Source organism: Deltaproteobacteria bacterium (assembly GCA_016218975.1).
Classification (GTDB): domain Bacteria; phylum Desulfobacterota; class Deferrimicrobia; order Deferrimicrobiales; family Deferrimicrobiaceae; genus JAENIX01.
In genome coordinates this window covers 1-15,184 of the sequence record JACRCO010000058.1, presented here as the reverse complement: position 1 = coordinate 15,184, position 15,184 = coordinate 1, and the positions used below count along the sequence as shown (strand labels likewise).

Genomic DNA, 15,184 nt, shown 5'->3' with positions numbered 1-15,184 from the left:
GGTTCGACGCATGGGCGACGAATGGGTTCCGACTTCCTGCACCGGCTGCTTCAACGCCTGCGCCATTCTCGCGCGGCGCAAGGACGGAAAAATAGTTGACATCAAGGGTGACCGCCGGGCTCCCAGTTCAAAGGGAAAGGTATGCGGCAAATCCAAGGCCCGGATCGCGGACATGTACAACCCGATGAGATTGAAAAAACCGCTGAAGAGGACAAACCCGGAAAAGGGGCTGGGCGTCGATCCGAAGTGGGCTGAAATCGGTTGGGAGGAAGCCGTCGAGACCGTCACGAAAGCTTTGGCTCAGGTTCGGAAAGAAGACCCGAGGAAGCTGGTCATCGCATCCTTCGACATCCACAATTACGCCGTGCCTCAAAGTTTAGGAGTGGCTTTCGGAACGCCGAATTTCGAGTTTTACCCGGTGTCTTGCGGAAACGGATTGCATACGGCGTTCTTTCTGACGCTGGGGACGCTGAACGCGGAGATCGACCTGGACCACTGCAATTACATCCTTCTTCCGGGCTCGCAGTACGGCCACGGGGTGAACAACAACACCCTGGAGGCGATCCAGGGCATGGCGGACGCCCGCAGACGCGGGGCGAAATTGGTCGTTATCGATCCGATATGCTCCTATGCGGCCGCCAAGGCGGACGAGTGGATACCGATCCGGCCGGGGACAGACGGCGCTCTCGCGCTGGGGATGGTGAACGTACTCATCAATGGTCTGGACTTGTACGACAAGGAGTACCTGAAGGGCAAAACCAATGCGCCTTATCTCATCGACGGCTCGGGGAAATACGCGCGCCATCCCGATTCCGGCAAGCCGCTGATCTGGGACTTGAAAGAGAACCGGGCGGTCGAATTCGACGCGGAGAATACCGAGCCGGCGATCGAAGGAAGCTTCAAGACGGCCGGAGTCGCCTGCCGGCCCGCTTTCCATTTGTTGAAAGAGCATATACGGCGAAATTACCCGTTGGAGAAAGTGGAAACGATCACAACCGTTCCACGGGCGACGATCGCAAGGATCGCAAAGGAACTGGCGGAAGCGGCGCGCATCGGGAGCACGATCGAAATGGAGGGGAAGAAGTTACCGTTAAGGCCCGCGGCGGTCGAATTCAAGCGGGGGATCTCGCATCACAAGAACGGGTTCTTCAACTGCTTCTCCCTCATGCTGTTGAACGTCATGCTCGGCAACCTCAACGTTCCAGGAGGGATCCTCGGCACGAATCCCCACGGGCCTTTCGGCATCTGGAAGACCCATGCCGACAAGGACGGCATGATTACGACGAACCTGTTCCAGGCGACCTCGGGAGGACGGAATTCGATGGTGGCATTCATGTCTCCTTATCCTCCCAACCCGGTGTCGGAACCGAAGACCTTGAATCTGAGGGATCTTTTCCCTGTGTCGGGGTTCCTTCCCGGCATCGCCGCCTTTCCCATCCACGATCCGGAAAAGTTCCGCATCCCGTATCGGCCCGAAGCGATGGTCCTCTGCCGCACGAACATGGTGCTGACCAGCAACAACCCGCGGTTCCAGGCGGAAATGCTCGGCAAGCTGAAATTCATCGTGGCGTTCGCCCTGAAGCTCGACGAGACCGTCGAATTCGCCGACATCGTGATCCCGGACGCGCACGATTTCGAAAAGCACTGGGCGTTCCCCGTGAACCTTCCCGCCGGTTTCCAGAAGCCGGGACCGGGGGATTGGTATTTCCAGACGGTTCAGCCGGTGGTGGAACCGCCGCCGGGGGTCCGGAACTGGATAGAAGTCATGATGGACGTCGCCGAGAAGTTGGGGATCCTGGGAGAGTTCAACGCGGAAATGAACCGGATCACCGGCCTGATGATGATCGACGACCTGGCCCTGAAGCCCGACCGGAAATACACCATGAAGGAAATCCGGGACAGAACGGCCGGGTTGATCGGGGCGATGTGCGGCAAGGAGATCACACCCGATTGGTTCACGGAAGACCGCTCGTTCGTGCCGGGACCGAAAAAGACGATCGAAGAAAGCTATGCGGGACCGTTCCTGAACGCCAGGGCGCCGATCTATCTCGAGCATTTCATCGAGGTCGGAGAAGAGGTGAAAAAGGTGACGCGCCGGCTGGGCATGGACTGGTGGGACACCTCCCACTACAACCCGCTCGCGGAGTGGCGCCCGTGTCCCGTCCACGAGGAGGACGGAAAGGAATACGACCTGTTCGTGGTGAACAGCCGCCTTCCGTTGCACGGGCAATCCTACACGGCCGACAATCCATGGGTGGACGATATCTGCAAGCGCACCCGCATGGACTACAGCGTCATCATGCACAGGGGCACGGCGGCAAGGAAAGGGATAGAGGATGGGGATATAGTGTCGATCGAATCGGAGGCGGGGAAGGTGAAGGGAAAGGTGCGCCTGACCGAGGGGATACACCCGGAGTGCGTCGGGATGTTCGGGGTCCTGGGGCAATGGGGGAAAGGTAAGGTCATCGCCAGGGGAAAGGGGACCCACATCAACTCTCTTCTGAAGCACGATTGGAGCATGGTCGGGACCCTGACCGGTCAGCTCGATTTCTGCGCTCGCGTGAAAATAACGAAGGATGCCGAAAGATAGGGGAGAACCTATCCGGCCGGAAAACGACAAGGGATATTCCGGAAAGGCAGTGAAGCGAAAATGGGAATGACGCTTACCGAAAAAATCCTCGCGAAGCACGCGGGGGAAGACAAAGTCGAGCCGGGGGATCTGGTCCTTGCCAACGTCGATTTTGCGTTCGCGAGCGACCTGTCGAGCCAGATCGGCATTCAGTTGTTCAAGGATCTGAAAATCTCCGAGGTGTTCGACAGGGAAAGGATCGGACTGATTCCGGATCACTTCGCTCCGAACAAGGACATCCAGTCGGCGGAATTCAGCCGGCGGATGCGTATGTTCGCACGCGAGTACGGGATCGTGAATTACTTCGAGGTCGGCCGCATGGGGATCGAGCATGTCCTGCTGCCGGACGAGGGACTCGTCGTTCCGGGGGACCTCGTTGTCGGCGGCGACAGCCACACCTGCACCTACGGAGCCTTGTGCGCCTTTTCTACCGGGGTGGGAAGCACGGACCTGGCTGCGTCGATGATTTCCGGGGAAGTATGGTTGAAGGTGCCGGATACCCTCCGGATCGTTCTCTCGGGGCGGCCGGGGAAGGATGTGGAGGGGAAGGACATCATCCTTAACATCATCGGGCAGATCGGCGTCGATGGAGCGCTCTATCAGGCGATGGAGTATTCGGGCGACGGGCTTGCCTTCCTTCCGATGGCGTGGCGTTTCACGATGTGCAACATGGCGATCGAGGCGGGAGCCAAGAACGGCATCTTCCCGTTCGACGAAACGACGCGCGCTTATGCGGATGCCCGGGCGAAACGGAAGTACGAAGTCGTCGCCGCCGATCCGGATGCGCGGTATGCCTCCGGCGAGCTGCATGTCGACCTCTCGACGCTTGAGCCGCAGGTGGCTTTTCCCCATCTTCCGGAGAACACGAAGCCCCTTTCGCAGGTGGGCGACATCCCCGTGGATCAGGTGGTCGTGGGATCCTGCACCAACGGCCGGATCGAGGACCTGCGCAGCGCTGCCGCGGTGCTCCGTGGAAGGAAGATCCATGACGGGGTGCGGATGCTCGTGTTCCCCGCAACCCAGGAGGTTTTCCTGCAGGCGATGCGGGAAGGTTTGATGGAAGTGTTCGTGACCGCGGGAGCGGCATTTTCCACCCCGACATGCGGGCCCTGTGTCGGCGGGCACATGGGAGTTCTTGCCAAAGGCGAACGGGCGATCACTACGACCAACCGGAACTTCGTGGGGCGGATGGGACACCCGGAAAGCGAAGTATACCTCGCCAACCCCGCGGTTGCCGCGGCGTCCGCCGTGCTGGGCCGGATCGCCGGCCCGGCGGAACTTGGGCTTTGAGGAGCGTTTGACATGGAGCTGAAAGGCAGGACGTGGAAATACGGGGACAACGTGGATACGGACGTCATCACTCCCGGCAGGTACCTGAACATAAAGGATCCCGTCGAGCTGGCGAAGCACTGCATGGAGGACATCGACGGAGAATATGCCGCAAAGGTGCGCCGTGGCGATTTTATCGTGGCCGGAAAGAACTTCGGCTGCGGGTCTTCCCGTGAGACTGCACCGATCGCCATAAAGGCATCGGGAGCCTCCGCGGTGATCGCGCACTCCTTTGCGCGGATCTTTTATCGGAACGCCTTCAATATGGGTCTTCCGATATTCGAGGTCCCGGAGGCGGTCGGTGAAATCGACGGCGGGGACCTGCTGGTCCTCGATCCGAAGAAGGGGACCCTGAGAAACGAGACCAAAAACAGGGAGTACAGGATCAAGCCAACCCCGCCGTTCATGCAGGAACTGGTCGATTCGGGAGGCCTGATCAACTATGTGCTCGCTCGCCGCAGGAAAAAAGCGAAATGATGGGGGAGAAAATGGAATTCAGTCATCTCTTCGAGCCGATTCGCATCGGCAAGGTCGACATCAGGAACCGGATCGCCATGGCTCCCATGGTGACTCAGTACGCGGACCACGGAAACGTCAGCGAACAGCAGCTTGCGTATTACGGCGCAAGGGCTCGCGGCGGCGTCGGCCTGATCGTTGTCGAACATGTGCTGGCCAGCAAATGGGCCGAGGATACCTGTCCTTCCATTAGCCTGCTGCGGCTCTATGAGCCGGGGCACATGGCGGGTTTCGCCGAGCTGGTCGATACCATCCATGCATTCGGCGCCAAGGCCTTCATTCAGTTGAATGCAGGGGTCGGCGTTCAAGGATCGTCTTCAAGGACCGGCGTTCAACCCGTAGGGCCATCGGTAGTGAGCTACCGGACGCCCCCGGAGATGGTCCCGCGGAATTGCAGGCAGGTGCTGGAAGCCTTCCTGGCAGGGGAAGCGCCGCGGGAGATGTCGATCGAGGAGATCGAACGGGAACAGGAGTCCTTCGCAAGGGCGGCGATGATGGCGCGCGCGGTCGGCTTTGACGGTCTTGAAATCCACGCGGCGCATGGATTCCTGCTGCACGAGTTTCTCTCTCCAAGATTCAATCTCCGAACCGACCGGTACGGGGGCACACTCGAGAATCGCATGCGGTTTCTGCTGGAACTCGTTCGCAAGACGAAGGCAGCGGTCGGCGACGGAATGGCGGTGGGAGTGAGGGCGAGCGCCGACGAGCATGTCTCCGGAGGGACCACGTACGAGGACATGAAAGTCGTCGTGAAACGCCTGGAGCAGGAAGGGATCGACTACTTCCATGTCGGAGACGGTTGCTTCGATTCGCTCAAGTACATCATCCCGGACGATGCCGACACGATGCTGGAGGAGGGGGCGGGCTTCAAGAAGCTCTTGAACTTGCCGGTATTGACGCCGACCGTCCACGATCCCCGGCTTGCGGAAAAAGCGGTCCGCGAGGGGATGACGGACATGATCTCCCTCGGAAGACAGCTCATAGCCGATCCCGAATGGACTAACAAGGTGAGGAGCGGAAAGGTATCGGCGATCACGAGATGCAGCCGGTGCAACATCGGGTGCTATGCGCGGATTTTCGGGGGGCTGCGGATCAAATGCGTGCGGAATCCGGAGAGCGGGCTCGAAAGGTATAACCCGGCGTACACGCAGCTTGCGGCCATGAAAGATGCGGTCGCATGCGGGACGGGCAGGTAAAAAAACCACTTTCGTCACCTAAAACCGGATACGCACCCTGTAGCGGACCTTTACCTCTTCGTTCGCTTCCACCTTTACGGGGAAGACGGCGGTGGCGGAGTCTTCCTTCTCGAAGGCGTGGGTCGTCTCCAGGATCTTCCAGTCCCCGGGGATCGGTTCCACGACCCGTACCGTGATCCCGTCCTTCTTGTGGTTCCTAAGCGAGATTTCGTAGGCGGCTTCGTAAGTGTTTCCCGAGATCACGGTCCATGATGTCTGTTTCCGGTCGCCGACCACGTCGAAGGCGTCTCCGAGCATCAAGCGCACTTTTTCATCCCGGGGCGTGTGGTCTATCGAGTTTTCTCCGACGAACTGAAGGGAGTCTTCCCGGTCGCGCTGGTAAACCCGGACGGTCCCTTTGGGAAGCGGCATGCCGAGGTGCGATGTCTTGTCGTTCCGGAAGAGGAGAAATACGGGTACCTTCCGGTTCCTGACGATGTCACCCGTGTGGCGGGATCGATAGTAATAGTCGGCGCCGTAGAAGACGTATTCCTTATTCACGGGCACGTCCGACGCGGCGAGCAGCCCGACTTGTTTCGATTGGTTGTTTTTTACATCGGTCGGACGTTCCAGCGTGTAGAGATGGTACTCGAAAAGCTCCGATTCCTTGAACTGCGGAACCGCCTCGGCCTTCATCGCCATTGCCGCCATGGGGACTCTCCTCGCAGCGAGATCCTCCCGGACGCGATTGACGTCTCCGGCGACGAGTTTCAGGCGGGCGCTGCGAAACGTTGCCCCGCTTCGGTTGTCAAGGGTGACCCATCCCGACAGATCGGCACGGTTCTCCTGCGCTCCCAGCACCAGGACGTAGTCCGCTTTCCAGGTCATCCCGTCGGTCAGGTATAGCGCTTCCAGCTCCCGTTCTCCTGCGGCTTTCGATGAAAGTAGCCAGGAAAGGGTGGGCCTGGCGATCAGGTCCGCCGGAACTTCCGGGAATATGAAGTTGCCCGGGATCCCGAAGGTCACCTCGTTGTCGATCTGAAGCACGGGCTGCCCGTCGTTGTACGCCAGCACCTTCGCTTCGCGTTCGGTCTCGCGATCCGTGTAAGGGCTGCGGTACCGGAGCCTGACGTTTTTCCCGACGTACTTCTCCATCAACTTCGTGGGAGAGAGCAGGTCATACTCGTAGTTCTGCTCGAGTACCGACACGGCGTCGCCTTCCTTCACCGAGCGCACGGACACGCTTGACGGAATCACCCGGGACGCCACGTCCATGAATAGAAGCGTGGTCTCCCCCTGTCCCAGGGAAATCTTCCGCCGTTCCTTCACCAGCCCCAGCCCTACGTTGTACACGGTTATCTCCGAGGAGGTGCGGTCCCCCTCGGTTGAGGTCACTTTCCGCGCCGCATCGAGCGCGGCACTCGCAGCTGTTGCCTCGAGGCCGATCGGAAATACCATTGCCGTTAAGAGCGCCGCAATCAACCACGCCGGCAGAAACCGTTTCATCATTCCCCCTTTCCAATCCACATTGGCTCGCATCTCTTGTCTTTGTAAGCGATGCGGCCTGCTGCCGAATTGGACACGCCGGCCCGCTGGCCGGTTCCCTGTACGGGATTTCGAGAATCACTCCTGATGGATCCTGTATACCGGGAAGGACCAGATACTTCATTTACAATCCGGAATACGAACTTGCGTGTTCGGCACGCTCCCATCGCCTATTTGGTACTGGCAGCCGGAGATTAACCCGCATTTCTCACCACGCTTCTGCTGCGGCGGCGGATACGGGCATGTCTACTGCGTTGCGCTCGGTCGGGCTCCTCGACGTAGTGTTAAACTACGCCTGCGTCGCCCTCGGTCGCGACGCCTTGTATCGCTGCCAGGGATGGCAGCGTGCCGCGGAGGCCATGGACGGCCGGGAGCGGCCCATACCCGTCTCCACCGCCTCGCGACGAACCGTGGTGAGAAATGCGGGTTAACGCAATTCGCGTTCGCCCCGTTCCCTGGGTTCGCGCGGAGGTTTTTCCGAGTCTTCCCTGCCTTCCTTGCCCTTCGGCTTCTTCTTGCCGCCCCGATCTTCATCCCGGTCCGCATCCTTGTTCTTTCCGCGCTGCGGCTGTTCCACGTTATCCGGCGGTTCGCCACGCGGACGCTCGGGCCTGACCTGCTCCTTCTCCGCCGGCGGCCTTCGTTGCGGTTCGGCGGGTCGCACCCTTTCTTTCTCGGGCGGTGGTTCCGGCCGCCTTCTCTGTTCCATCCTTACAGGCGGTTCTCCTTGCGGGCGGCCGGGCCGGACCTGTTCTTTTTCTTCCGGTGGTTCACGCCGCTTTTCCGGTTCCACCCGGACCGGCGGCTTTCGTTGCGGTTCGGCAGGCCGCACCCTTTCCCTTTCGGGCGGCGCTTCCCGTGGTTTCCCCCGTTCGATGTCACGCTCGGCATTCCCGGCAGGCGGCTTCGGGGTCACCCTTTCCGCGGGGGCGCGAGGGGTCACGGGCATTACCTGTTTCCGCTCGTGCACCCTCTCCCTTGCCGGCTTCGGTTTTTCGACCTTTCTGACCTCCAGGTTGCGGGGTTTCGCCTCCGGACGAATGGCGGAACGATCCGCTTCCGTGACAAGCGGCCGTTTATTACGAATCTCCTTCACCTCTATCTTGCGCACCGACGCAGGCGGTTTCTTCGCATCCGGTATCGACCGTGCCACGGGGACGTAGCTCGCCCGCTCCGGCTTGATCGGAGGCCTTCCGATGACGATGTCCCGCTTCTGCACGAAATGGTCACGGACGTTTCCCACGATCTCCTTGCGGACCGTCTCCGGGCGACCCGAGACGAAAGTCTTCTGATGAATGACGGTGACGCTGTTCGTTACGTTCACGTTCCGGTACACGTTGGTGACCTGGATCCGGTTGATGTTCACGTTCGTGACGTTCACGCTGTGCCGGCCGAAATGGCCGTGACCGTAATAGATCTCCCTCGGGGCGAGCGGAACCCATGCCACGTAGTCGCCCGTACGCACCCATCCCACGTATCCCGGCCCCCAGAAAACGTCTCCCCGCGCGGGAGGCACCCAGCACCAGCCGATGCCGCCTGTGAAAACCCAGCGACCGTAATGGTATGGCGCCCATCCCCAAGGCTCATATCCGATCCACACGTAGTCTCCGCCTCTCCACACCCATCTCCCGTGACGGTAGGGGGCCCAGTCGGCGACTACGAGAACCGTCGGAGTCCAGCAATATCCATATCCGGGCACATTCACCCATCGGCCGTTCCGGTCGAAGTCGTTCGAGTAGACCGACAGCTCCGGGGGAAGGTATCGGTAACCTTCCCCCCGTGCGAGGACGATGCGGTCCTGACCTTCGTTCCACCGCTGCCATTCATCCGGGGAAGGCAGCGGAGACAACTCCGCGTAGCCGTCCGACGTGAGCGTCAGCATGTCGCCCGCGCGTACGTTCGTCCGTCCCTCGGCGTTTTCTGCGAGCACGGAACCCCTGAACACGGCGAGATATGTCTCCGTTTCCGGGACGTCGACGCGGAACGTCGATCCGCCGAACGACCGCAGGGATGCGTCCGGAGTGTCGATCTGAAGGACGCTTCGCTTCGAGGCGCGGTTCAGCACGTATACGCCGCCCTGCGGGAGATAGAACTGGAAGGAGTCGCGGTCCATTCGCAAGACCTGTAGGGCGGTGTTCCTGTCGAACCGGATATGAGTTCCGTTGTTCGTCTGGAGCCCGGCCCGGCCGTCTTCAGGCACCCAAAGTTCGTCCCCTTCGAGAAGGGGCATGTTTATCGAAGCGGGCGCCCATTCCCCCGTGTCCGCTATCTTGACTTGAACGTCCCCCTGTATCAGGACGACCCGCATCGCCCCGAGCGATTCAGCGCGTGAATTCGACGCGAACGACAGGAACGCGGCGGCGATCGCCATGCAGGCGATTCCTTTCGCAAATGTTTTCATCCGTCCTCCGCACCTCCGGTAAAATATCTCACAAGTATTGGAACCCGGAAATCCGCGGCGGGTTTCGATGTTCAGCGCCGATCATGACGATCACGGTCCCCTTGCCGATCATGGTTCCAGTCCCTGCGGCCATCGTCGTGATGATGATCCCAGTGGCCGGGGTGAAAGAAGCAGCCGGGCAATACGACAATTCCCCAAATGAGGATAAGTAGCGCCATCAATGTCTGCTTTTTCATCGTATGCCTCCTCATCGGACGTTCTTTGCCGGCGAGCCTTTTTCGGCCGCCATTTTGGATTAAACACAGCACGCAGGTACACGGTTCCCCTGTTCGCGCGAAATTACGGCAGGCAGGGAGAACACCAAGACGGTGCCGGGAATCGTATTTTCGAATTCAGGGGCTCGGAACGCAGATTACGTAATCAGCAAAACTTTGCCCGTCGTCATTCGGCCGGCCAGCCGGCGATGAGCTTCCGCCGCCTGCGACAAGGGGAACTCGGCGCCGATGCGCACCCTGAGTTCTCCCGAAGCCACCCACACGAGGACGTCGGCGGCGCGCGAGAGGAGTTCATCGCGCGTTGCGGTGTAGTGGTGCAGCGAAGGCCGGGTGAGGAACAGCCCGCCTTTCGCGTTCAGGATCTGCGGATCGAACGGGTCGACCGGGCCGCTGGACTGCCCGTAAAGCACCAGGCATCCGCGCGGAGACAGGCAGTTCAGGCTCTTCTCGAAAGTAGCCTTGCCCACCGAATCGTAGACGACCTGTACGCCGCGTCCTCCTGTTATCCGCTTGACCTCGGTTTCGAAATCCTGCCCGGAATACAGGATGATCTCGTCGGCTCCGTGAGCCTTCGCCAACTCCGCCTTCTCACGCGTGGAGACGGTGCCGATCGTCCGCGCCCCTCGCCTCTTCGCCATCTGCAGGAGAAGCAGGCCGACTCCTCCTGCCGCCGCATGCACCAGGCAGCTTTCCCCGCTTTTCAACGGATACGTCGAGTGGGTGAGGTAGTGCGCGGTCATCCCCTGGAGCATCAGGGCCGCGGCGGTTTTCGAATCGATTGTTGCGGGAAGCTTCACAAGCCTCCACGCCGGAACTGCCGCGTATCCTGCGTAGGAACCGATAGCCGACGCATACGCGACACGATCTCCCGGAGACACTTCCGTCACTTCCGGCCCCGTTTTCTCCACGATGCCCGCTCCCTCCTGGCCCGGTGTGAACGGCAGCGGCAGCGGGTATTGCCCCATGCGCTGATAAATGTCGATGAAGTTGACTCCGGCCGCTTCGATTTTTACGAGCGCCTGCCCCGTTCCCGGTGTCGGGACGGGCAATTCTTCAATGGTCATCGCATCGGGACCGCCGTATTGCCGCACGCGGACCGCTTTCATCGTTCCCCCCATGAGCAGGACTCCCGCATTTTCGCCGTCGCCGCAGCATGGTGAGAAATGCGGGTTTGGCGGAGATATTTATCCTTCGATTCCGGGAGGTGCCTGCGGGACGCAAAAAAATAGCATGCGCCTATTGAATAATATTTCCTGATAACAATATTGTCCTTCAAACGCACCTTTGAATCTTCGTTGCGAGTTATGAATCCAACCAGCAAGCCTTACTTATATCGGTAACGTTCTACAAGCCCGCATAAGCGTTTTCATCATGAACAAGGAGGGGGATTATGAAAAAATCTCTCCTGCTTGCCATCGGAATCGCCGGTGCGTTCTTGTGGATGGGAAACGGCGCAGTCGTCCTGGAGCCGATTGCCTGCATAACGGCCGTGAGCGCCGCATTGTCGGGCAAGGAAGTCGTATCAATCGAAAAAAAACCGGCAGGGATGCATCGTGAGGTGACAGCCTACAACGTGGGCGTCAGGGCCCAGACCAGCGACACCCCGTGCATCGGAGCCGGAGGGCACGACCTCTGTGAACTTGTCGAGCGGAACGTGAAGGTATGCGCCGCGAATTTCGTCCCCCTGGGGACTATTCTCGAAATAGAAGGCCACGGCGAATTCGTCGTCCTCGACCGGCTGCACAAGCGGTTCGCCCACCGTGTCGACATAGCCATGAAGGAGGGGGAATTAATGAAGGCGCTGACGTTTGGCCTCCAGAAACGGCTCGTCGCAGTGAAGGATTGAGAACTGCGACCTCACGCCCTCATTTGCCGGAGATATGCACGGAGCTGATTGGACGTCTCTTTCAGGAATCGCCGGTCGCGGCTTGACGCATACAGTGCCGATGCTCCGTTCATCGAGATTACGATGAAGTCGGCCACCTCCTTGTGGTTCACGCCTTTCTTCAGCAAGCCCTTACGTTCCGCCGCTTCCATCCATGCGGCGAGGAGTCCCGCGAACTCCATGAATCCCGATCGGATCCTGCCTGCCATCGTTTCGGACTGCCCGGAGAGTTCAACGAGCATGTTGAAGAAGAAACATCCACCGTCGAACACATCGCCGCCGCAGTAGCCGAACAGGTCGTTCTCGATGACCTTCTCGACTCTTGCAATCGGGTCGGCGATTTTCCTGACTCCCTTGAAAACGACCCCTTTCCATATTTCGACGGCCCGTTCGTAGGCCGCTCCCCAGAGTTCCTCCTTGCCGGAGAAATGCCCGTAGAGCCCTCCCTTCGTCAACCCCGTCGCGGACAGTATGTCGTTTATCGAAGTATTGAAGTACCCCTTCACGGAGAAGATCTGGAGGGCTTCCTCGATGATGTTTTCCCGCGTCTGCCTGCCGTTTTTCCGCATTTCGACCGCCGTATCGGTGGATATGCATAATACTAACAGACCGATCGGTCTGCTGTCCGCATTTATCGCATTGCTTCGATGCCGGCAGATATTATCGCCGTTCGCCGAAGATACGGTACATTCCGCACCGCTTGCGGCACTGCAATTTCGGGGCTGTTTTATATTGGATAAGCGCTTCCATTAAGTTGGGGAAATGCCAGTATCCCTTGCAAAATTAAAGACCATGTAACAATATTGCGATAATAATGTAAGAGTTTTCAGGCGTTGCGACAGGGGTGAGTCGATGCGGGCGCCGTTGAAAAAAGGACATTTGCGGCTAATTTCCGTCATCGATAAGCCTATATTGGCGCTTTTTCCCTTCCTCGTTGCACTCTCTTTTTTCTACTGTCCTCCGTCGCATGCCGCGATAGACAACCTTGTCCGCGAGAATTCGATCGCGGTAAATCTTGCCGCCCCTTCGGCGATCGCCATAGATTCCTCCGGGGGAATCTATGTGTCCGAATCGGGCAAGAACCGGCTGCTGGTTTTTTCCCCTGAGGGCGTTTACCTGAATCAGCTTACGGGACTGGACAAACCGCTCGGAGTGGCCGTCGGCGCCAACGGAAGAATTTACGTCTGCAACTCGGGGCGAAAAAACGTCGAGGTGTACGGTAGCGGGCTGAATTTGCTCTTTCGGCTGGGAGCGGGAAACGGTGAGTTCGATCTGCCCGTCGGTGTCGCCCTGGGAATTACGGGAAACATTTACGTGGCCGACGCAAAGGCGTCCATCGTAAAAGTTTATCTCGCCGACGGCACATACGGCTTTTCCTTCGGCGGCGAAGGGAACGACGACGGAAGATTCAATTACCCGACGTCGATATCGATCGACCGGATTACTGAAGACGTGATCGTCTCCGATCTGCAGGTTACGTTGACGGGAATTAGGGGGGCAAGGATACAGGTTTTCGACAAGAACGGCACGTTCAAGAGGAAATTCGGTTCCTTCGGGCAGGGTGAGGGCCTTCTGACGAAACCTGTGGGGACCGCCGTCGACACGAACGGAAGGATATATGTGTCCGACGCATACCAGCACATCGTCGAAGTGTTCGACAGCGGCGGGGCTTACATAAAGACCGTCTACGACGCGAGTCGTCCGATGAGGACGCCGCTCGGCATCGCGGTCGACGACAGCGCAGGGAAGTTGTACGTCGCCTCCCTGAATTCGTCGACGGTGGAGGTCTACGGGTCGGGGGCCGTAAGCGGCAGCGGCACATTGACGTTCTCCGGTTCCGGGGGGGGCGGCGGATGTTCCGTCGTCGGGGGATCTTGCTCCTCATCTGTTTCCACAGCGGGATACCTGCTCCCTCTCCTCGGCCTGGTTCTGTACCTGAAGGCTCGGAGGAAGCCGGAGAAGACGAATTAAACCGTGAGAGCCTGAGCAACCGATGAAGAAGACAATCCTGTTCATCGCTTGTTCCTGCCTTTTGATCACCTCTTCCTTCGCTCTGAATCCGCAGTTTCGGAAATACCTCGACCTTCGCGGTTTGAGCCCCTCGCGGTTTTCCCCCTATTCGGGGTACATCTACGAATACCCCCATTCTGCGACGTACGACATCGGCTGCGAGTCTTGCCACTACCAGTACAACCCCGGGCTTCCTCCGGACTGGGCGACGTTCAACCCCCAGACGATCGACGACACGTTGTACAACGCGCTTTGCTGGAGCTGCCACGACGACGTGACGGCTCCGTACGTCAAGACCCACTCGAGTATCACGACGGACAACACGTACGGGAGCTGGACGGTCGAGTGCCGTACGTGCCACGAGCCACACCTGCAGGTGGAGAAGCCGGCGTACGGCAGCGACTCGTACGTATACCAGGGGAGCGTGACGTCGGTTTCGGACAACGTTCTGGGGAGCACGGGGGCGGGCTGGACGGACAACCTGTACCAGGGGTACGTGGTGACTCCGAACGTTGCGGACTGGATTTACTACAGCTACAAGGTATCGCGGAACGATTCGGAGAACCTGTACGTTGAAGGGCCGATGGATTTGACGAAGACGGGCGTCGGGAGCGCTTTCGCGGTCACGGACATGAAGCTTGTGCAGGACACGATTTCGACTCCGAACAGCGGGAGCAAGGCGGTGAAGTTCTTCCGCCCGACGGGATCGAATTCGGGGTCGGACGGCGACGGGACCTACGACGGGGTTTGCGAGGTTTGCCACACCCAGACGTCGTATTTCCGTAATTCGTCTTCGGGTTACGCGACGCACCAGCTTGGGCGGCGATGTTCGCAGTGCCACCGTCACGTCGACGGCTTCAAGTTTTCGGGTGGCAAGGCCCACTTCACCCACCAGAACCTTCTGACGTGCACGGACGGGAACCTGGGGTGCCACGGTTCGGCGGAGCCTCCTCTGCTGGGGGACAACCAGGTTTTGGCGAACACGACGAAGTGCAACAACTGCCACAATTCGTCGAACGCGGCGACGGCGAAGAGCTACTGGAACAACGCGGGGACGTCGGGGAGCTGGCCGTCGGTTTCGGGGGAGGTTGGTTACTGCGGGAGTTGCCACAACCCGACGACTCCGGGGAACACGAACATAAACGGCGGTGGGGACGCGGCTCAGGACGTGATCGGGAACGGCTCGACGTACGGGTACTCGGTTACGGGCCACGGCAAGACGAGCGGGACGTATCCGCGGATGAACTGGCAGGCGACGAGCGCTTCGGGCAACCCGGCGGCGAACCAGGTGTGCAGCTCCTGCCACGATTTGACGACTTCGCACTTCAACACATCGGGGAAGCGGCTAAGGAGCGGGTTCGCCAACGACAACACGAACAGCAACTGCCGGCAGTGCCACGATCCCGGGACCGCGGCGGT

General features: G+C 59.5%; 13 protein-coding genes. 8 read left to right on the top strand and 5 right to left on the bottom strand.

What is annotated here, in order from left to right; translation table 11 throughout:
* The first annotated feature begins 10 nt into the window (after positions 1-10).
* From HY896_08250 to HY896_08235, 4 genes are read left to right on the top strand one after another with little or no spacing between them, the layout of a single operon-like run.
* On the top strand, positions 11-2,590 hold the full coding sequence (locus tag HY896_08250; protein ID MBI5576341.1) for a molybdopterin-dependent oxidoreductase: 2,580 nt from the start codon (positions 11-13) through the stop codon (positions 2,588-2,590).
* 60 nt (positions 2,591-2,650) lie between these two features.
* On the top strand, positions 2,651-3,919 hold the full coding sequence (leuC, locus tag HY896_08245) for a 3-isopropylmalate dehydratase large subunit (protein MBI5576340.1): 1,269 nt from the start codon (positions 2,651-2,653) through the stop codon (positions 3,917-3,919).
* 12 nt (positions 3,920-3,931) lie between these two features.
* Entirely contained in the window at positions 3,932-4,435 is a 504-nt protein-coding gene (locus HY896_08240; GenBank protein MBI5576339.1) for a 3-isopropylmalate dehydratase small subunit, read from the top strand.
* Complete coding sequence (locus tag HY896_08235) at positions 4,432-5,670, top strand: NADH:flavin oxidoreductase (GenBank protein ID MBI5576338.1); 1,239 nt, start codon at positions 4,432-4,434, stop codon at positions 5,668-5,670. The genes HY896_08240 and HY896_08235 overlap by 4 nt, the downstream gene beginning before the upstream one ends.
* A gap of 18 nt (positions 5,671-5,688) precedes the next feature.
* On the opposite strand, the gene HY896_08230 is transcribed toward HY896_08235, so the two are convergent.
* Entirely contained in the window at positions 5,689-7,107 is a 1,419-nt protein-coding gene (locus HY896_08230) for a DUF4139 domain-containing protein (GenBank protein MBI5576337.1), read from the bottom strand.
* Positions 7,108-7,436: 329 nt separating this feature from the next.
* Here HY896_08230 and HY896_08225 point away from each other — a divergent pair, with 329 nt between their 5' ends.
* Positions 7,437-7,625 carry a hypothetical protein gene (locus HY896_08225; GenBank protein ID MBI5576336.1) on the top strand — a complete coding sequence of 63 codons (189 nt, stop codon included), beginning with the start codon at positions 7,437-7,439 and terminating at the stop codon, positions 7,623-7,625.
* Here HY896_08225 and HY896_08220 read toward each other — a convergent pair.
* From HY896_08220 to HY896_08210, 3 genes are all read right to left on the bottom strand, one after another.
* Positions 7,622-9,595 (bottom strand): FecR domain-containing protein, encoded by a 1,974-nt coding sequence (locus HY896_08220; GenBank protein ID MBI5576335.1) that lies wholly within the window; start codon positions 9,593-9,595, stop codon positions 7,622-7,624. The two genes, HY896_08225 and HY896_08220, sit on opposite strands and share 4 nt — an antisense overlap.
* A 71-nt stretch (positions 9,596-9,666) precedes the next feature.
* Positions 9,667-9,831: a hypothetical protein gene (locus HY896_08215; protein MBI5576334.1), complete on the bottom strand. Its 165-nt coding sequence runs from the start codon at positions 9,829-9,831 to the stop codon at positions 9,667-9,669.
* A gap of 176 nt (positions 9,832-10,007) precedes the next feature.
* Positions 10,008-10,976 (bottom strand): quinone oxidoreductase, encoded by a 969-nt coding sequence (locus HY896_08210; protein MBI5576333.1) that lies wholly within the window; start codon positions 10,974-10,976, stop codon positions 10,008-10,010.
* A gap of 284 nt (positions 10,977-11,260) precedes the next feature.
* Here HY896_08210 and HY896_08205 point away from each other — a divergent pair, with 284 nt between their 5' ends.
* The gene (locus HY896_08205) at positions 11,261-11,716 is read left to right on the top strand and encodes a 3D domain-containing protein (protein ID MBI5576332.1); all 456 of its coding nucleotides are present in this window, start codon (positions 11,261-11,263) and stop codon (positions 11,714-11,716) included.
* Between the two features lie 11 nt (positions 11,717-11,727).
* On the opposite strand, the gene HY896_08200 is transcribed toward HY896_08205, so the two are convergent.
* A complete protein-coding gene (locus tag HY896_08200) occupies positions 11,728-12,324 on the bottom strand; it encodes a TetR family transcriptional regulator (GenBank protein MBI5576331.1) in 597 nt (198 codons plus the stop codon).
* A gap of 283 nt (positions 12,325-12,607) precedes the next feature.
* On the opposite strand from HY896_08200, the gene HY896_08195 reads away from it, so the two are divergent.
* Positions 12,608-13,726, top strand: a complete 1,119-nt coding sequence (locus HY896_08195) for an NHL repeat-containing protein (GenBank protein MBI5576330.1) — start codon at positions 12,608-12,610, stop codon at positions 13,724-13,726.
* A gap of 22 nt (positions 13,727-13,748) precedes the next feature.
* Positions 13,749-15,184, top strand: a 1,436-nt coding sequence (locus HY896_08190) for a hypothetical protein (GenBank protein MBI5576329.1), incomplete at its 3' end; no start/stop codon positions are given.